Origin of the sequence: Pseudomonas fluorescens, assembly GCF_018614655.1 — a bacterium.
GTDB lineage: Bacteria > Pseudomonadota > Gammaproteobacteria > Pseudomonadales > Pseudomonadaceae > Aquipseudomonas > Aquipseudomonas fluorescens_BX.
The window spans coordinates 262,403-280,761 of record NZ_JAGGOG010000011.1 but is presented as its reverse complement, the minus strand read 5'-3'; the positions used below and the strand labels follow the sequence as shown (position 1 = coordinate 280,761).

Below are 18,359 nucleotides of genomic sequence, written 5' to 3'. Positions count from 1 at the left end.
TTCAAGAGACTGACGACTGCTGCGCAGCCGATCGCAGGCTGCGCCAGCGGCTACAGGTGTTCGACACATTCCCTGTAGCCGCTGCCGAGGCACGAGGCTGCGATAAGGGCCGAAGGACCTTCAACGGTTCAAGACCTGACGACTGCTGCGCAGCCGATCGCAGGCTGCGCCAGCGGCTACAGCTGATCGCCACCGCCCTGTAGCCGCTGCCGAGGCACGAGGCTGCGATAAGGGCCGAAGGACCTTCGGCAGTTTCAAGATCCTGGCGACTGCTGCGCAGCCGATCGCAGGCTGCGCCAGCGGCTACAGCTGATCGCCACCGCCCTGTAGCCGCTGCCGAGGCACGAGGCTGCGATAAGGGCCGAAGGACCTTCAGCGGTTTCAAGAGACTGGCGACTGCTGCGCAGCCGATCGCAGGCTGCGCCAGCGGCTACAGGTGATCGACACAACGCCTGTAGCCGCTGCCGAGGCACGAGGCTGCGATAAGGGCCGAAGGACCTTCAGCGGTTTCAAGAGACTGGCGACTGCTGCGCAGCCGATCGCAGGCTGCGCCAGCGGCTACAAGGTTTTGGCAGGGTCAAGAAGCCTGGACTCAGCCTCCGGTTACCGGAGGGAAGAAGGCAATCTCGTCGAAATCCTCGACAGGGGCGTCGAGTTTGCACAGTTCCTGGTTCACGGCGCACATCAGCCCGGTCTCGCTGAAGATATCCGCCCAGATCCCGCCCCGGGCAATCAGTTGCTGGCGCACATCGTCGACGCAGCGCAATGAGGCTTCCAGCGGCATTTTCTCGCCGTCCACACCCAGCTGTTCCCGATACCGCGCAAAGTAGTTGAGCAGAATCATTGGACGTCTCCAGCGGCAAAACTGCCCGATCTTCCGCCGTGCTTTTTCAGCAACTGGATCTTTTCGATCACCATGCCCCGGTCCACGGCCTTGCACATGTCGTAGATGGTCAGCGCAGCCACGCTTGCAGCGGTCAGGGCTTCCAGTTCCACACCGGTCCGGCCGTTGAGTCGGCAGGTGCTGACGATTTTCACACTGTCGGGCTCGACGGCCTTCACCTCGATGTGAATCGAGCTGAGCATCAGCGGGTGGCACAAGGGAATGAGTTCGTGGGTTTTCTTCGCGGCCATGATCCCGGCAATGCGGGCCACGGCGAACACGTCACCCTTGGGGTGACCATTTTGCTGGATCAGTTTGAGTGTCGAGGGTTGCATACGGACCCAGGCCTGGGCTTGGGCCTCACGGTCCGTCACGTCCTTTTCGCTGACGTCGACCATGTTGGCTCGACCTTCGGCATCCAGATGGGTCAGAAGGGGTTGCTTCAAATCGCTCATGGTGTGTCTCCGTCCCTTCCCGGGAGTCGTAACGTGGGCCGGTTATCCGCCGGTCATGCTCATGAAACGGACAATTTGCACATCGTCATTGAGTTCAAAGTTGTGCCGGTATGGCTTGATCTTCATGGCCTCGACGATCGCCTGCTCCAGGCGTTGGGGCTCGCCCGGATAGCGACGCAGCACTTCCTTGAGATCCACGCCATGTTCATTGCCCAGGCACAGCAGGAGCCGGCCTTCGACGGTCAGGCGCACCCGGTTGCAGGTCGCGCAAAAGTTGTGGCTGTGGGGCGAGATGAACCCCAGGCGAATATGCGGCGCCTCGGCCAGGCGCCAATAGCGCGACGGGCCTTGGGTGGATTCGGCAGAGTCGATGAGGGTGTAGCGTTCGGCAATTCGCTCGCGCACCTGGGCGCTGGAGAAAAAGGCGTCGGCGCGGCTGTGTTCGCTGATCACGCCCAGGGGCATTTCTTCGATGAACGAGATGTCCAGCCCACGATCAATTGCAAACTCGACCAGGTCGTTGATCTCGTGATCGTTGCGGCCCTTCATGACCACGCAGTTGAGCTTGGTGTGTTCAAAGCCGGCGGCGTTCGCTGCATCGATACCTTTGATGACCTGCGCCAGGTCTCCGGTACGGGTCAGTTGGCGAAACGGCTCGGGGTCCAGGCTGTCCAGGCTGATGTTCAGGCGCTTGAGGCCAGCGTCGAACAGCGGCGATGCCAGCTTGCCCAATTGTGAGCCATTGGTGGTCATGCACAGTTCCCGCAGCCCCGGCAGCGTCGCGATGCGCCGGCACAGTTCAACCACGCCGGGGCGAATCAACGGCTCACCCCCGGTCAGGCGGATTTTTCGGGTGCCCAGGGCCACAAAACGTTCCGCCACCAGATAGAGCTCTTCCAGGGACAGGATCTGTTGGCGCGGCAAGAACTGCATGTCCTCGGCCATGCAATAGACGCAGCGGAAATCGCAGCGGTCGGTCACCGACATTCTGAGGTAGTCGACCCGTCGAGAAAAACTATCCATCAATATTCGATCTGACATCACCACCTCCGCCAGCGGTCCAGGTGCATCAACCCTGGTGCCGGTTTTTATAAGGCCGCCAGTCTATAAAGGGCCTTGTTAAATCGAGGTTAAAGTCATTTGAAGTTATCGTCTAATCGCTATTAACAACCGGTTGATCAATCCTGTCTATCAGGCCTTAAAGTTGCTGTTTTAAATTAATAATATATTGATTTATAAGAAGATAAGTCTTGATAGATGACGTCGATGATTTAGTCGTTATTTGTGATTGGACGCCCAGGGCGAACACGCAATAGGCTTGATTCGTGGTTCTGGTTTTGGCCGGCTGAACGGTGCTTTGGCGCTGTGTAAATAATCTAAGCTGGATTAACCCAAGTCACATTTTGTATGTAGATAAGAATAGCTACCAACAAGAGTTTCAAATTAGGCAGCCGCCTACGTGTGACGTCCTGGAGAATTATCATGAGTGAAGTTGAGCGTTATAAACCGTATAAGGGGGCTGCCGCCGGTTGGGGCGCTTTGATGGCCGTGACCAAGTACTGGTTAGGCAGCGAAAACGCGTTCAAGAACATTCGGGCGATGCTCAAGACCAACCAGAACGGCGGCTTCGACTGCCCGGGCTGCGCGTGGGGCGAGTCGCCGGAAGACGGCCTGGTCAAGTTCTGTGAGAACGGCGCCAAGGCGGTCAACTGGGAGGCCACTGGCCGTCTGGTCAATCCTGCGTTTTTCAGTAAGTACACCGTCTCGTCGTTGGCGGCACAAAGTGATTATTGGCTCGAATACCAAGGGCGCCTGACGCACCCCATGCGTTATGACGCGTTGGTTGATCGTTACGTTGAAACCAGCTGGGACGAAGCGTTTGCCTTGATCGCCCAGCACCTCAAGGGCCTGGAATCGCCTGACCAAGCGGAGTTCTACACCTCCGGCCGGGCCAGCAACGAGGCGGCTTACCTCTATCAGCTGTTCGTTCGTGCCTACGGCACCAATAACTTCCCCGATTGCTCGAACATGTGCCACGAAGCCAGCGGCCTGGGCATGGGCGACAGCGTTGGCGTGGGCAAGGGCACGGTGACCTTTGATGACCTGGAACACGCCGACGCCATTTTCGTGATTGGCCAGAACCCCGGCACCAACCACCCGCGCATGCTTGAACCCTTGCGTGAAGCGGTGAAACGCGGCGCCCAGGTGGTGTGTTTCAACCCCCTCAAGGAACGGGGCCTGGAACGCTTCCAGCACCCGCAGCATCCGCTGGAAATGCTCACCAACAGCTCCGAGCCGACCTCGTCGGCGTACTTTTGCCCGGCCCTGGGCGGCGACATGGCCGCGATGCGCGGTATCGCCAAGTTCCTTCTGCAGTGGGAGCGCGAAGCGCTGGCCACTGGCGGCGAGGCAGTCTTCGACCGCGAGTTCATTGCCGAGCACACCTCGGGCCTGGACACCTACCTGGCGGAGCTAGATGCCACGTCGTGGGAGCACATTGTCGAGCAGTCCGGCCTGACCCTGGAAGACATCGAACTGGCCGCCCGCATGTACCGCAAGGCCAAGCGCGTGATCATGTGTTGGGCCATGGGCGTGACCCAGCACACGCACTCGGTGCTGATCGTGCAGGAAATCATCAACGTGCAGCTGCTGCGCGGCAATATCGGCCGCCCGGGCGCCGGCCTGTCGCCGGTGCGTGGCCACAGTAACGTGCAGGGCGACCGCACCATGGGCATCAACGAACTGGCGCCGCCCGAGTTCATTGACGCACTGGAAGCGCGCTTTGATTTCAAGGTGCCGCGCAAGCACGGGCACAACACCATCCTGGCGATCGAGGCGATGGAAGAGGGGCGCTCGAAGGTCTTTATCGGCCTGGGGGGCAACTTCGCCCAAGCCACGCCTGACAGCCCGCGTACTCATGAGGCCCTGCGCAAGTGCGAGCTGACCGTGCACATTGCCACCAAGCTCAATCGCAGCCACTTGGTTACCGGTCGGGACGCGTTGATTCTGCCGTGCCTGGGCCGCACCGATATCGACATGCAGCAGGAGGGCCCACAGGGCGTGACGGTGGAAGACACCTTCAGCATGGTGCACATCTCCCACGGCCAACTGAAACCCAAGTCCGCGCTGATGCGCTCGGAGCCGGCGATCATTGCCGGGATTGCCAATGCCACCTTGGGCAAGCACCCCATCGACTGGCTCTGGACCGTCGCCGACTATGGCCGCATCCGTGACTTGATCGCCGACACCATCCCCGGTTTCGAGGACTTCAATACCAAGCTGTTGCACCCCGGCGGTTTCCACCTGGGCAACGCGGCGGCCGAACGTATCTGGCACACCGCGACCGGCAAGGCGATGTTCGTGCCCAGCGAGTTGCCGGAGCACCTGATCCCCGAAGGCGTGCGCAACCTGGACGTGAAGCCGGACCTGATCCTGCAGACCCTGCGTTCCCACGACCAGTACAACACCACGTTGTATGGCCTGGACGACCGCTATCGCGGGGTGTACGGCATGCGCGAAGTGCTGTTTATCAACGAAGAAGATATCCGCCGGCTGGGCTACGAGCCTGGGCAGAAGGTCGATATGGTCTCGTTGTGGGGTGATGGGCGCGAGCGCCGCGTAACGGGCTTTACGCTGATTGCCTATGACATCCCAACGGGGCAGGCGGCGGCCTATTACCCGGAAACCAACCCGCTGGTACCGCTGGGCAGCTACGGCGACCGTACCTTTACGCCCACCTCGAAGTTCATCTCGATTCGGCTTGAGCCGGCGCAGGTGAGCAACCTGATTCAAGCCATCGGCGCTTGAGCCTGGCCGGGGTGGCGGCAGCGCCACCCCGGTAACACCCGATTATCTGGACATCCAACCGCCGCGAACCGTGAGGTTTTCGGTGAACGGCTTTCGCATGCCCGCGTATCGAGCCAACTTGAGGGAATCGCCATGTTTAATCCCGAAGCGCTGGACCTTGCACGCATACAATTTGCGTTTACGGTCTCGTTTCATATCATTTTTCCCGCCATCACCATCGGCCTGGCCAGTTTCCTGGCGGTGCTCGAAGGCCTGTGGCTGAAAACCAACCAGTCGGTCTACAAGGACCTGTACCACTTCTGGTCGAAAATCTTTGCCGTCAACTTTGGCATGGGCGTGGTCTCCGGACTGGTCATGGCCTACGAGTTCGGCACCAACTGGAGCCGCTTCTCGGACTTTGCCGGGAGCATTACCGGGCCCTTGCTCACCTATGAAGTCCTGACCGCGTTTTTCCTTGAGGCGGGGTTCCTGGGGGTGATGCTGTTTGGCTGGAACCGGGTAGGGCGTGGGTTGCACTTCTTTTCCACGGTGATGGTTGCCATCGGTACGTTGATCTCGACGTTCTGGATCCTGGCCTCCAACAGCTGGATGCAGACACCCCAAGGCTTCTCCATCGTCGATGGCCGCGTAGTGCCGTTGGACTGGCTGGCCATTGTGTTCAACCCCTCGTTCCCGTTCCGCCTGATGCACATGGCAATTGCCGCGTTTGTCGCCACGGCGTTCTTTGTCGGCGCTTCGGCGGCCTGGCATTTGCTGCGTAAAAACGACACGCCGGCGGTGCGCACCATGCTCTCGATGGCGATGTGGATGGCGCTGATCGTGGCACCGATCCAGGCCGTGGTGGGTGATGCTCATGGCCTCAATACCCTGGAGCATCAACCAGCCAAAATCGCCGCGATGGAAGGGCACTGGGAAAACGTCGGTAATGAACCGACGCCACTGGTGTTGTTCGGCATCCCGGACATGGAAGCCGAGAAGACCCGTTATGCGATCGAAGTGCCGTACCTGGGCAGCCTGATCCTGACCCACAGCCTGGATAAGCAGATCCCCGCGCTCAAAAGCTTTCCGAAGGAAGACCGCCCCAACGCAACGATCATTTTCTTCAGCTTCCGGATCATGGCCGGGCTGGGCATGTTGATGATCTTCACCGGATTGCTGGGCCTGGCGTTGCGCCGTAACGGCGCGCTGTACCGCAACCGGCTGTTCCTGCGCCTGGTGTTGTTCATGGGGCCGACCGGCTTGATCGCGATGTTGGCGGGCTGGATCACCACTGAAGTCGGGCGTCAGCCGTGGGTGGTGTATGGGCTGATGCGCACGGCGGATGCGGCGTCCAATCACACCGTCACGCAGCTCAGCATCTCCCTGGCGTTGTTTGTGGTGATCTACTTCTCGGTGTTCGCCGTGGGCATCGGCTACATGATGAAACTGGTGCGCAAGGGCCCGCAGCCTCATCACGATCATCCGCCTCAGGGCGGCCCTGGCCAGGAGCGCACACCACGCCGTCCCCTGTCCGCTGTCACCGAGACGCTGGCGTCCGGCGACCACACCAACTGATCAAGGGGAATGAGCATGGGTATTCAAGGTATAGATCTGTCGTTGATCTGGGGCGTCATCATCGCCTTCGGGGTGATGATGTACGTGATCATGGACGGCTTCGACCTGGGGTTGGGCATCCTGTTTCCGCTGATCCCGGATGAGCAGGAGCGCGACGTGATGATGAACACGGTAGCGCCGGTCTGGGACGGCAACGAAACCTGGCTGATCCTCGGCGGGGCGGCGTTGTACGGGGCGTTTCCGCTGGCGTACTCGGTGATCCTGGAAGCGTTGTACCTGCCGCTGATTTTCATGCTGGCCGGGTTGATCTTTCGCGGCGTGGCGTTTGAGTTCCGCTTCAAGGCCAGCCCCCAAAAGCGGCATATCTGGGACATGGCCTTTATCGGCGGTTCGTTCCTGGCGACGTTTTGCCAGAGCATCGTGATCGGCACTTATATCTCCGGCATTCCTGTGGTGGATCGCCAGTTTGCCGGCGGCACTTTGGACTGGCTGTCGCCGTTCCCGTTGTTCTGCGGCCTGGGGCTGGTGGTGGCTTACGCGTTGCTCGGCAGCACCTGGTTGCTGGTCAAGACCGAGGGCATGCTGGAGTCGCGGATGCGCCATTACACGCGCTTCCTGGCGTTTGCCTTGACGGCGGTGGTCGCGGTGCTGTGTGTCTGGACGCCTTGGCTGCACCCTGAAATCGCGACACGCTGGTTCGCCCACGCCCATATCGTGGTGTTTGGCGGGCTGATGCTGTTGGGTGTGCTGGCGCTGGTTGGCTTGTTGCAGACCTTGCGTCAACACCATTCCCACTGGCCGTTCGTCTTTACCCTGGCGCTGGTGTTTCTGGGCTATATCGGCCTGGCCTTCAGCATCTGGCCGAACATCGTCCCGCCGTCCATCAGCTTGTGGGAGGCCGCATCGCCGCCTTCCAGCCAGTTGTTCATCCTGATTGGCACCTTGTTCATCCTGCCGATCATCTTGATGTACACCTGCTGGAGCTACTACGTGTTCCGCGGCAAAGTGAGGATTGGCGATGGCTACCATTGAGACTGCAAAACCCATTCCTTTTTACAAGCATGTGGCCCAGCTAAGCCTGCTGTTTCTAGGGGGCCTGATCATGCTGGCAGCCGCCACTGGACTGATGATGGAGTTCGCCCATGGAACGCTCTAAGTGTCGCAGACTCAAAACCAGTCTGGCCCCTGGTACACGCGGCTGCTCTGGTTGATTGGCATCTGGTTCGCCAGCGTGATTGCACTCGGCATCGTGGCCAGCGGTTTTCGCTGGATGATGCACATGGCCGGCATGACCACCCATTGATGGCTACGTGATGATTTGAGAAGAGGCGTCAGGCACTAATGGCCTGGCGCCGGATCGAGGAGAGACAAATGTCGGTACGCATTGATAAATCGCATCCCGTTGAGTACAGGACGAAAAAAGGCGTGGTCGTGCAGATTGGTTTCAGCTGGAGCCCGCCGCTCGACGTGCCTGTTGGCGCGACGCTCACGCTGGCAGAGTCACCACCGCTGATGGCCTATGTAGAGGGGGACCAATGGGACAGTTACGAACAGGCGTTCAAAGAGGCGCAAGAGGCGGCGGAGCGGTGGGTAGGCTCGAGGCGATAAAAACGCCGAGACACTGGCGACCACCAGGCCAAAGATCAGATGGCTCCACGCCTGCGCCGGCAGTTGCATGGCCGCAGAGAACGCGGAACTCGGTTCAGGCTATCGAGCTGGAAGATGATCCGCAGTTGGTGAGCTTTCTGGTGACGCGGGCGGTGCATTGACAGGAGAAAGAGCTGCCTCCTGCTAATGAGGCAGCTCGAGGTTTTGGCTTATTTGTAGCGCTGCTCAAACACCGCCACCTGATCCGGCTTGATCAACTGGAAGGGCACCCAGACCTCCGGGTCCACCGGTTCGCCCTTGATCATCTTGATCGCCGCTTGCAACGCGCTGCTGGCTTGCGCCCTGGGATCCTGGAATACCGACGCCGCAAGCATCCCGCGTTTGATGGCCGCCAGACCGTCAGGCAGGCCGTCGATGCCGACAATGGCAATCTCGCCCTTGGCCTTGCCGGCTTGTTGCAGAGCCATGGCGGCGCCGATGGCCATTTCGTCGTTGTTGGCGACGATGGCGTCGAAGTGGGTACCGGCCAGCAGCCAGTTGCTGGTCAGGTCCATGCCTTTGTTGCGCTGCCACTCGGCACTTTGCTGCTCAACGATCTTGATCCCGGGATAGTCCTTGAGCACCTGTTTGACGCCTTCGGTGCGGTCATGGGTAGCGTTCTGTGCGAGGTCGCCCATGATGATCGCGAGGGTGCCTTTACCCCCCAGTTTTTCCGCCAGGAAGCGCATCTGCAACTGTCCGGCTTCGATGTCATTGGACGCCACCGTGACCACGCCTTTGGGCAAGTTGCGTTCGTCCGGGTGGCGATTGACGTAGACCAAGGGCTTGTTCGCGGCGACAGCGGCACGGGTCATGCTGGCCGTGGCAGCGGTGTCCACGGGCAAGACGATGACGGCGTCGACCTTCTGATTGAGAAACCCTTCGACCTGATTGAGTTGGCGCACTACATCGCCCTGGGCGTCTTCGAACTGGATCTGGACGTCTTCCTTTTTCGCCGCCTCTTCAAGACCGTTGCGCACATAGGTCATGAAATTGTCGTCGACTCTGGCGATGCTGACGCCAATGCGATAACTGGCAAACGTCCATTGACTGAAGAGCACTAACAGCGCGGCAAAAAACAACGAGGTACGACGCATGATGGTTTTCCTTTTGTTGTTATGAGTTGAAATTCATCAAGATCAGTGGTGCAGGGTGAACGCTTGCCGAAAGCGCTCAAGGGCCGCTTCGCTGTCGCCGCTGGCCCAGCCTTCGAGCCCGACGACTCCGGTGTATCCCATGTCGAACAAAGCCTTGGCAATCGCCGGGTAATGGATTTCACCGGTGCCGGGCTCCTTGCGGCCCGGCACATCGGCCACCTGGATTTCGCCGATGGCGCTGCCGGCGCGCTGGATCAGTTCGATCAGGTTACCTTCACCGATCTGGGCATGATAAAGGTCCAGGTTCATCTTCAAATGTGGGCTGCCCACGGCCTCGATCAACGCCAGGGTATCGTCGGCGCGGGCGAAGGGTGTGCCGGGATGGTCGACCTCGGTGTTGAGGTTCTCCAGCAGGAACACCCGACCGGCGTCTTCTCCCAGGAGAGCGATTTTCTCCAGGGTCTTGCAGGCGCTCAGCCACATGCGTCCTGTGGTATGGGCCACGGGTTTGACTGGCAGGCCTCGATCTCCCAGGCCGGTGCCGTGCAGGTTGAGGCTGGGGCAATTCAACTGGGCAGCAATGGCCAGGGATTCTCGCGCACTGTCCAGCAGTTGCTGGATGTCGTCGGCATCGGTCAGGTTGCCGCAGATGTAGCCGGTCATGGAGGTGAAATCAGCGCCGGTAGCGACCAGGGCCGCGATGTCCTTTTTCGTCCAGTCCCAGATTTCGGCACTGAAACCCAAGCCGTGAATCCGGTTGACGCGCTCGGTGAAGGGCAGGTCGAGGAAGACCATCTCGGCACTGACGGCCAGCTTGAACGGTATGAAGCTCATGAGCGGGCTCCTGGTACGGCCACCGGTTTGCCTTGCTGGAAGGATTCGATACAGGCGCGGGCAATGGCCAGTGCTGCTCGTGCATCTTCGCCGCTGGCCAGGGGTTTGGCGCCGGTACGCACGCAGTCGACAAAGTGGTTGAGCTCGGCGATGTAGGCGTCGCGCAGCAGGTCGGTGTCCATGCGCTGGGTATCGGCCTGGATGCCACTGGCGAGGTAGCGCACCAGGTCGGAGTCGTTGAGGCCGCCCATGGTGAGCATGCCTGCGCTGCCGAACACTTCACCACGCACATCGTAGCCATAGACCGCCTGGAAATTGGCCTCGGCGGTGGCGATGGCGCCGTTGTCGAAACGGATCGTCACCACCGCCGTGTCCAGAAACCCTTTGTCCTTGTACGCCGGGGCGATCAGCGCATCCGCCATGACCTGTACCTGAACGGCTTCGGCGCCGGGGTTGAGGTAGCGCAGGGTGTCGAAGTCATGAATCAGGGTTTCGAGAAAAATCACCCATTGCGGTGAAGCCGCCGGGTTGTTCAGGGCCGGGTCGCGGGTCAGCGAGCGCAGCAGTTGCGGCGTGCCGATACGGCCGGCGACCACATCCAGGTGAGCCGCGCGGAAGCTTTTGGCAAAGCGCCGGTTGAAACCGACTTGCAGCGCGACCTGGGCGTCAGCGGCTGCGGCGATGGCGCGGTCGGCTTCGTCAAGGGTGATGGCCATGGGTTTTTCACAAAAGACCGCCTTGCCGGCGCGGGCGGCGCTGATCACCAGTTCGGCATGGCTGCGGGCGGGGGCGGCGATCAATACGGCGTCTATTTCCGGGTCTTCAAGCAGTTGCTGTGGGTCGGTGTAGACCCGCGCGACACCTAACTCCGCCGCCAGGCGAGCGGCCTGGCCGGGTGTTGGGTCGGCGATGGCGGCCAGGCAGGCACCGGGAATGTGCCGAGCGGCGGTCAGGCCGTGAAAGCTGCCCATACGACCGGCACCGATAAGGCCGAGGCGGATGATCTTGGAAGTAATGCCCATGGATGACTCCTTTTCTTGTTGTTCAATGGCGCCGCGACAGGTGTTCTGCGCGGGTAGGGACAACAGAGCAAGCGTCATGCCATTTATTAACCTATTGAAAGTTATGGATTTATTCTTTTAATTGTTAAATAAGTGTTCATGTAAAAGACATGTCTATACTGACATGTCAAAAATATGAACATTGGGGTGAACGTCGATGCGGGTAAACCCACAGCCCATGGCCTTCAGCGCTGAAGACCTGGATTACATTACCGCCCTGGGGCCTGCGTCCTTGAGTGGCGAGCCCATTGCCGCACTCGAACAGGCATGGCAAGCGTGCCAGAAAGGGCGCACCGCACGGCCGACCGGCGTCAGGCAAGTGATCTGGGACTCATGGCGGCGCAGTGTCGAGGCCGGCCTTGAGCCGGACGATGGCAATTACCGGTTTGTCGCGCCTGACAGCCTGTCGGCCACGCTGGCGGACAATCGGGTGTTGATCGCCGCCGCGGCAGAAGTCATGCGGGGGTTGCTGGCCTATAACCCCAGGGGCCATATCAACCTGACCGATGCCGAAGGCACGACCCTGTATTTCTGCGGCCTGGACCTTACCCCGGTGGGCAGTCGACTGCTGGAGTCGGTACAGGGCACCAACTGCACCGGGCTGGCGATTGCCGAAGACCGGTTGATGTATGTGCTGGCCGAGGAAAACTTCGGCACCGGCTTGCGTCGACGGCGCATGCATTGCGCCGCTGCGCCCATCCGGGATGATCAGGGCAGGACACTGGCGATGCTGACCCTGACCGCCGAGCCGGGCTGGTTTCACTTCCATACCCTGGGCACCGTCCAGGCTGCCGCCGAAGCGGTCTCGCGGCAGATGGCGCTGCAAACCCTGTTGGAAGAGCAGCAAACCGTGCTTGAAGTGCTCAATGAGGGCTTGGTGGTGCTGGATGAGCGCGGCCGCATCAAGGCGCTCAACCGCTATGCCCGGCAACTGTTTCGCGTGGGACGGGACTTGCTCGGCAGTCCGTTCCAGCGCCTGGGCCAGAGTGAACTGAGCGCTGAAATCCTGATGCGTGGCGGGGAAGGGCTGCGGGACCTGGACTGCACGTTCGAACTGCATGATCGCAGTCACCTGGCGTGCCTGGTTTCCGTCTGTGCACTGGAGCAGGGTGGGCGTGTGGTGTCCTTGCGTGAAAACCGGCGCATCCGGGAAATCACCCGGCGGATCATCGGCACCCAGGCCCGCTACACCTTCGAGACTATCCAGGGGACTTCGCGTGCCATCCAGGACGCCTTGCACCTGGGACGCATCGCCAGTCGCAGTGACTCGACCACCTTGATCCTGGGTGAAAGCGGCACCGGTAAGGAACTGTTCGCCCAGGCGATCCATAACGCCAGTGATCGCTGCAGCGGACCGTTCGTGGCCGTCAATTGCGGGGCGATTCCGCGGGACTTGGTGCAGAGTGAATTGTTCGGGCATGTCGAGGGTGCCTTCACCGGATCAACCCGTGGCGGTTCTGCGGGCAAGTTCGAATTGGCCGATGGCGGCACCATCTTTCTCGACGAAATCGGTGACATGTCGTTCGACGCCCAGGTCAGTCTGTTGCGGGTCTTGCAGGAAGGTGAAGTGACACGTGTGGGGGCCAGGAAATCCCGTCAGGTGGACGTGCGCATCATCGCCGCCACCCACCGCAACCTGAGCCAGGCGGTGGCCGAAGGCGCCTTCCGGGAAGACCTTTACTACCGGCTCAACGTGCTCAACCTGACGGTGCCGCCGCTACGGATGCGCCGGGACGATATTCCCTTGCTGGCGCGGCATTTTCTGGGTCGTTGCGCGCGGTCGATGCGCAAGTCAGTGCAGGGGATTGCGCCCGAGGCGTTGGAGATCCTGGCGGCCTACGGGTGGCCCGGCAATGTCCGCGAGCTGGAAAACACCATTGAACGTGCGACCAACCTGGCGGTGACCGAACTGATCCAGGCGGCGGACCTGCCCCTGGAAATCAAGCAACGCCCCCGTCAGCCGGCGCCGGGCAGTGTGCTGCAGCCACAGGCCGCCCAGGACCTGGGTACCCATGAAATGAACGCGATCATCGCGGCCCTCAATGACACCGGTGGCAATATCCGCCTGGCCGCCAGGCAACTGAATGTGTCCCGTGGCGGGCTGTACAACAAGATGAGCCGATTCGGGTTGAATGCCGGGGATTTCCGTATTGTGGGATCAAGCATTCTGTGAAGTGATGATTTGCAGTGGAATATAAATCCGGTGCCGTAGTGGATCGAACTCCGGCGTAGTCTGCAATTGCACCAGCAAGTCCACCAGTGCCGGGGCGAGCAAGCGTGGCTGGGCGTCGATGACCAGGCTGATCAGCCCATCTGCCAGGGCTTGTCGCGATAGCTGCGTGGATTCCTGCAGGATGCAGCACAGCGACGGACGCTTGGGCAACTGCGACAACGCGTTGATGACGCCGTCGCCACCGCCACCGACCACGCACAGCGCGCGTAAATCCTTGTGGCGGGCCAGCAGTTCCAGCGTGGCCTCTTCGGTGATATCGCAGTTATCCAGGTTGATCACCGCTTCGAGCATCTGCAACCCCGGTGCATGCTCCGCCAGGTAACTGCGCAGGCCTTCGACCCGAGCCTGATGGCCGAGAAAACGATGGCCGCCCAGTAGCACGGCAACGCTGCCTTTGCGTGCGCCACAGGTGTGAGCCACCAGCCAGCCCATGGTGCGCCCGAGCTGATGATTGTCCTGGCCGACATAGGGCTCGGCGGCGGCCTCATGGATATCGGACAGCAGGGCAACCACCGGAACGCCAGCCTCCCTGATCTGCGCGATGGCGGCATTGATCTGTGGGTGCGCGAAGCTGACCACCGCCAGGCCGTCGCACTGCACCGCCAATTGTTCAATCTGGGCAATGATAGCGCCGGGTGTGCGATCAACGATGTACTCGAACTGACAGCTCACGTTAGCGCCTTCCTGACGCTGCGCCGCCTCGTTGATGGCGGCGGCCACGTTGGCATAGAACGCTTGAGCGGTACCCAGCAACAGGATGCCGAAACGGTAGCTGGGCCGACGTTCGCGAATGCGTTGGCCAATCAGCCTTGCGGCAAAATAACCGACGGCTTCGGCGGCCTGGAATACCTGCTCGGCAGTCGTCGGACTGACGGGCGCTCGCGCGTTGAGCACCCGGTCCACGGTGGCGACACTCAAACCGGCATGCTCGGCGACGGTGGCAATGGTTGGGCGTTTTCTATCGTTCATGGTGAGCCCCGAAAGCGTCTTGATAGAAAACTATCAAGCTGTATTGGGCCTGGATGATAGCTTGATAGGGAATGTATTCAAGGGATTGAGGACGGTTTGTGCGCTCTCTATATTTTCCCAAGCGATGACCTCCCACCTTCAGGCGAGCGCCTGAAATCATCCCGCTTGCGGAGAACAATAAAAATGCCTGAACACAACGCCGCTTTTGAACAACCTGCCGACGCCCGACCTCGAGATTATCGGCTGACTGGGCCCGAAGCCGCCCGGGCGGCACACAAAGGACTGGTGTCGGCCGACTGGTACCAGTCGCCGGTTTCCCGTAAACGCATGAAGGAGTTGATGCAGCGCCGCGATGGCCCGGCCTTGCGGGACACTGCGATCTGGCTGTTGGCGCTGCTGGTGACCGGGTTTGGTGGCTACTGGTTCTGGGGCTCGTGGGCTTGCGTGCCGTTTTTCTTCGCCTACGGGTTGCTCTACGGCACCGCATCGAATGCCCGTTGGCACGAAACGGGGCACGGCACGGCGTTCAAGACCCGCTGGATGAGTGATGTGATCTATCAGGTGTCGAGCTTCATGTTCATGTTCGAGCCCCATGTGTGGCGCTGGAGCCATGCACGGCACCACACCGACACGATCATCGTAGGACGAGATCCGGAAATCGTCGAACCGCGTCCGCCGAGCCTGATCATGATGGTGCTGAGCCTGTTTCGGATGCCTTATGCGTTGAAGACCATGGTTTCGGTCTGCCGGCATGCGGCGGGACGTATGAGCGAGGAGGAGCAAACTTTCATCCCCGAATCCGAATGGCCCAGGGTAGTACGCGATGCGCGTATCTGGATCGTGATCTACGCGCTCACCGTGGGGGCTGCGCTGTACCTGCACAGCTGGTTACCACTGATGTTTATTGGCCTTCCCACCCTCTATGGCGGCTGGCTGTCCTACCTGTTCGGGTTGTCGCAGCATGTGGGCCTGGCAGAGGATGTACTCGATCACCGCAGCAACTGCCGCACGATTTACATGAACCCGCTGCTGCGCTTTCTGTACCTGGACATGAACTATCACCTTGAGCACCACATGTACCCGATGGTGCCGTTTCATGCACTGGCGCAGTTGCATGAGGAAATCCGTCACGACTGCCCGCCGCCCTATACCAGCCTGTTCGACGCATTCAGGGAAATTCTCCCGACGATCTGGCAGCAGCGCAAAGACCCGAGTCACTTCGTCCGGCGCCCGGTACCCCAAGGCTCGCAGCCCGAGGCCGCTGTTGTGGCGCAACCAGAAGCCCTGGCTGGCTGACACCTTCGATACCTGCACAACAACAAGAGAAAAAAGCCATGACTGATCAATGGATCGATGTGTGCGCCGTGGACGATATTGATGAAGAAGACGTCATCCGTTTCGACCACGCCCAGCGCACCTATGCTGTTTACCGTTCGGCCGACAGTGAGTTCTTCGCCACCGATGGTCTGTGTAGCCACGAAGCGATCCACCTGGCCGATGGGCTGGTGATGGACCATGTCATCGAATGCCCCAAGCATAACGGTCGCTTCGACTACCGCTCCGGCAAGGCGTTGGGAGCACCGGCGTGCATCAACCTCAAGACGTATCCGGTCCGGGTCGAGGCGGGACGTCTGCTGCTCGCTATCACGGTTTAAGAGTGAGGAATATGCACCATGAGTCCTGACAATGCGCCACTGGTTATCGTAGGGGCGGGGCATGCCGGTGGCAGGGCAGCCTTGACCCTGCGCGAGGAAGGTTATTGCGGTCGCCTGGTGCTGATCGGGGATGAGTTGCACCCGCCCTACGAACGTCCGCCGCTGTCCAAGGGGCTGCTGCAAGGTACCGTTGAGTTGGCCGGATGCAGCCTGTGCGACAGCGCTCGGCTTACCGAGTTGGGTATTGAATACCTGGCGGGCAATCCGGTGAAATCCCTGGACCCGGCGCAGCACCGCCTGCAACTGGCCGACGGCCGCTGGCTGGACTATGGGCGTTTGTTGTTGGCCACCGGGGGCAGGGCGCGGCGCTTGCCTCATGTGCCGGAACACTGGGCCAATGTGCTTTATCTGCGCACCCATGACGAGGCCCTGGCCCTGCGTGCGGTGTTGCGCCCCGGTACCCGTCTGGTGGTGGTCGGGGGCGGCTTTATCGGCCTCGAAGTTGCAGCCACCGCGCGGGCCCTGGGCTGCAGTGTGACGCTGCTTGAAGCGGGATCGCGCCTGGCAGGAAGAGTGCTGCCGCAACGCCTGTCCGATGCCTTGCTGGCGTTGCATCGCAGCCACGGTGTGGACGTGCGCTTGAACGTGGCCATCGAAACGGTGCAGGGCAGCCTGCAGGCCGAAGCCGTGCAGTTGGTCGATGGCCAGGTGTTGCCTTGCGACTTGGTGGTTGTGGGGATCGGCATGCTGCCCAACACGGAACTGGCGGCCGCCGCAGGGCTTGAGGTTGGGCAGGGCATTCGTGTCGATGCGCAGTTGCGCACCAGCGCACCTGATGTGTTTGCGGCGGGGGATGTCTGTGAGTTTCGCCTGCAGCCTGAAGGGGGTTTCCAGCGTCAGGAAACCTGGCGCAACGCCGAGACCCAAGGTCGTCATGCGGCCCTGAACCTGCTGGGCGGCGAGTTGCCCTTCGAGGTCATTCCCGGCTTCTGGTCTGATCAATACGACTGGAGCCTGCAAACAGTCGGGGTGATTTTCACGACAGAGCCTGCGGCGAGCCGAATATTTCCGGACGGTGGTTTCCTGCTGTTCTATCTCGATTCCGAGCAACGCTTGCTAGGGGCGTGCGGTTGGGGTCCTGGCAACAGCGTCGCCAGGGACATCAAGCTATGCGAGCGGCTGATCGCTCATCCTGGTCCGCTTTCGGCGTGCGCACTGGCCGATGCCAGCGTAGCGCTCAAACAATTATTGAGAAGCTGACATGAGTGAGTTCCTGATATTTCAATCCCTGTGGGCCATGCAAGATCACCGCGGCCATTGCGAGTTGCCCCTGCAAGCACAGCTCGAGAAGATTGCCGCAGCCGGCTACGACGGCATTACCGACCATTTCTGGGATGCCCGACATGCTGCTAGCCTGCACGCTGGCGCCAAGGCCTACGGCCTCCAGATCGAAGGCCAGGTGTTCCCCCGCAGCGTGGATGACCTGGCGGCAGCGCTGGAAGTGGCTTGCCGTCATGGCTGTCATCACCTCACCCTGCAGGCGGATGTCCGGCCACGCACCCTGGTTCAGGCGATCAAACTGATCGAAGGTTGGCAGCGCCTGGCCGAACAGGTGGACTTTCCGATCCTGCTGGAAACCCATCGTTATCGTCTGACCAGCGACTTGCTGTTTACCCTCGACCTGTTGGAAGAAATACCGGATCTCAAGTTGTTGGCTGACCTGTCCCACTACGTGGTCGGTCGTGAGTTACCCGAGCCGGCGGCAGCCGAGGACGATGAGCAAATTCGTACTCTTTTGCGCCACAGTTGGGGCTTCCACGGTCGTGTCTCCAACGGTGAACAGGTCCAGGTGCCCTTGAGCTTCCCCCAGCACCGACCCTGGCTGGAGCGTTTCCTCGGCTGGTGGCGCTACGGAATCGAGGATTGGCTGGCCCGCGCCGAGCGGCCCGACAGTCTGTCTTTTACCTGTGAGCTGGGGCCGCCGCCCTACGCGATAACGGGGAGCGAGGGGCGCGACATCAGCGATCGCTGGGCCGAGGCGTTGCTGCTCAAGGACCTGATGCGTGAGGTGTGGAGTGAGTGCCAGGCACGTCCATAAAGAGGAGGGTGGCTGCATTCCGTCTGGCGGTCGGCTACATTGACTATCCGTCACCCACGCCGGAGC

Annotated in this window: 18 protein-coding genes; 11 read left to right on the top strand and 7 right to left on the bottom strand. The window is 60.7% G+C overall.

Annotated elements, in window-relative coordinates; translation table 11 throughout:
• Positions 1 to 592 precede the first annotated feature (592 nt).
• From moaD to moaA, 3 genes are read right to left on the bottom strand one after another with little or no spacing between them, the layout of a single operon-like run.
• Entirely contained in the window at positions 593 to 844 is a 252-nt protein-coding gene (gene moaD, locus J7E41_RS11635; protein WP_214992978.1) for a molybdopterin converting factor subunit 1, read from the bottom strand.
• Complete coding sequence (gene moaC, locus J7E41_RS11630) at positions 841 to 1,338, bottom strand: cyclic pyranopterin monophosphate synthase MoaC (protein WP_214992976.1); 498 nt, start codon at positions 1,336 to 1,338, stop codon at positions 841 to 843. The genes moaD and moaC overlap by 4 nt, the downstream gene beginning before the upstream one ends.
• Positions 1,339 to 1,380: 42 nt before the next feature.
• Positions 1,381 to 2,379, bottom strand: a complete 999-nt coding sequence (gene moaA / locus J7E41_RS11625; RefSeq protein ID WP_214992973.1) for a GTP 3',8-cyclase MoaA — start codon at positions 2,377 to 2,379, stop codon at positions 1,381 to 1,383.
• Positions 2,380 to 2,820: 441 nt separating this feature from the next.
• On the opposite strand from moaA, the gene J7E41_RS11620 reads away from it, so the two are divergent.
• The 6 genes from J7E41_RS11620 to J7E41_RS11595 all read left to right on the top strand — a co-directional run bounded on the left by J7E41_RS11620 (position 2,821) and on the right by J7E41_RS11595 (position 8,307).
• Positions 2,821 to 5,145 (top strand): FdhF/YdeP family oxidoreductase, encoded by a 2,325-nt coding sequence (locus J7E41_RS11620; RefSeq protein WP_214992970.1) that lies wholly within the window; start codon positions 2,821 to 2,823, stop codon positions 5,143 to 5,145.
• A 132-nt stretch (positions 5,146 to 5,277) separates the two neighbouring features.
• Positions 5,278 to 6,699, top strand: a complete 1,422-nt coding sequence (locus tag J7E41_RS11615) for a cytochrome ubiquinol oxidase subunit I (protein WP_214992967.1) — start codon at positions 5,278 to 5,280, stop codon at positions 6,697 to 6,699.
• A gap of 15 nt (positions 6,700 to 6,714) precedes the next feature.
• Positions 6,715 to 7,731, top strand: a complete 1,017-nt coding sequence (cydB, locus tag J7E41_RS11610; RefSeq protein WP_214992965.1) for a cytochrome d ubiquinol oxidase subunit II — start codon at positions 6,715 to 6,717, stop codon at positions 7,729 to 7,731.
• On the top strand, positions 7,718 to 7,855 hold the full coding sequence (locus tag J7E41_RS11605; protein ID WP_214992964.1) for a hypothetical protein: 138 nt from the start codon (positions 7,718 to 7,720) through the stop codon (positions 7,853 to 7,855). Before cydB ends, J7E41_RS11605 begins: the two co-directional genes overlap by 14 nt.
• Positions 7,856 to 8,002: a DUF2474 domain-containing protein gene (locus tag J7E41_RS11600; protein ID WP_214992962.1), complete on the top strand. Its 147-nt coding sequence runs from the start codon at positions 7,856 to 7,858 to the stop codon at positions 8,000 to 8,002. It abuts the gene before it with no gap.
• Between the two features lie 68 nt (positions 8,003 to 8,070).
• Positions 8,071 to 8,307 carry a hypothetical protein gene (locus J7E41_RS11595; protein WP_214992960.1) on the top strand — a complete coding sequence of 79 codons (237 nt, stop codon included), beginning with the start codon at positions 8,071 to 8,073 and terminating at the stop codon, positions 8,305 to 8,307.
• A gap of 209 nt (positions 8,308 to 8,516) precedes the next feature.
• Here J7E41_RS11595 and J7E41_RS11590 read toward each other — a convergent pair whose 3' ends face one another.
• Genes J7E41_RS11590 through J7E41_RS11580 form a run of 3 tightly spaced genes read right to left on the bottom strand, consistent with a single transcriptional unit; the run spans position 8,517 to position 11,299 of the window.
• The gene (locus J7E41_RS11590) at positions 8,517 to 9,443 is read right to left on the bottom strand and encodes a sugar ABC transporter substrate-binding protein (protein WP_214992958.1); all 927 of its coding nucleotides are present in this window, start codon (positions 9,441 to 9,443) and stop codon (positions 8,517 to 8,519) included.
• A gap of 42 nt (positions 9,444 to 9,485) precedes the next feature.
• Positions 9,486 to 10,277 carry a TIM barrel protein gene (locus tag J7E41_RS11585; protein ID WP_214992955.1) on the bottom strand — a complete coding sequence of 264 codons (792 nt, stop codon included), beginning with the start codon at positions 10,275 to 10,277 and terminating at the stop codon, positions 9,486 to 9,488.
• On the bottom strand, positions 10,274 to 11,299 hold the full coding sequence (locus J7E41_RS11580; protein ID WP_214992952.1) for a Gfo/Idh/MocA family oxidoreductase: 1,026 nt from the start codon (positions 11,297 to 11,299) through the stop codon (positions 10,274 to 10,276). The genes J7E41_RS11585 and J7E41_RS11580 overlap by 4 nt, the downstream gene beginning before the upstream one ends.
• A gap of 196 nt (positions 11,300 to 11,495) precedes the next feature.
• Here J7E41_RS11580 and J7E41_RS11575 point away from each other — a divergent pair, with 196 nt between their 5' ends.
• Positions 11,496 to 13,511, top strand: coding sequence for a sigma-54 interaction domain-containing protein (locus tag J7E41_RS11575; protein ID WP_214992949.1), 2,016 nt, complete (start codon positions 11,496 to 11,498; stop codon positions 13,509 to 13,511).
• Here J7E41_RS11575 and J7E41_RS11570 read toward each other — a convergent pair.
• Positions 13,497 to 14,540 (bottom strand): LacI family DNA-binding transcriptional regulator, encoded by a 1,044-nt coding sequence (locus J7E41_RS11570; RefSeq protein ID WP_214992946.1) that lies wholly within the window; start codon positions 14,538 to 14,540, stop codon positions 13,497 to 13,499. The genes J7E41_RS11575 and J7E41_RS11570 overlap by 15 nt on opposite strands.
• Positions 14,541 to 14,723: 183 nt before the next feature.
• On the opposite strand from J7E41_RS11570, the gene J7E41_RS11565 reads away from it, so the two are divergent.
• Genes J7E41_RS11565 through J7E41_RS11550 form a run of 4 tightly spaced genes read left to right on the top strand, consistent with a single transcriptional unit; the run spans position 14,724 to position 18,293 of the window.
• Positions 14,724 to 15,836, top strand: a complete 1,113-nt coding sequence (locus J7E41_RS11565; protein ID WP_214992943.1) for a fatty acid desaturase family protein — start codon at positions 14,724 to 14,726, stop codon at positions 15,834 to 15,836.
• Positions 15,837 to 15,874: 38 nt separating this feature from the next.
• A complete protein-coding gene (locus tag J7E41_RS11560; protein ID WP_214992941.1) occupies positions 15,875 to 16,195 on the top strand; it encodes a MocE family 2Fe-2S type ferredoxin in 321 nt (106 codons plus the stop codon).
• 18 nt (positions 16,196 to 16,213) lie between these two features.
• Positions 16,214 to 17,455: an NAD(P)/FAD-dependent oxidoreductase gene (locus J7E41_RS11555; RefSeq protein WP_214992939.1), complete on the top strand. Its 1,242-nt coding sequence runs from the start codon at positions 16,214 to 16,216 to the stop codon at positions 17,453 to 17,455.
• 1 nt (position 17,456) lies between these two features.
• Positions 17,457 to 18,293, top strand: coding sequence for a sugar phosphate isomerase/epimerase family protein (locus J7E41_RS11550; protein ID WP_214992937.1), 837 nt, complete (start codon positions 17,457 to 17,459; stop codon positions 18,291 to 18,293).
• Positions 18,294 to 18,359: the final 66 nt, after the last annotated feature.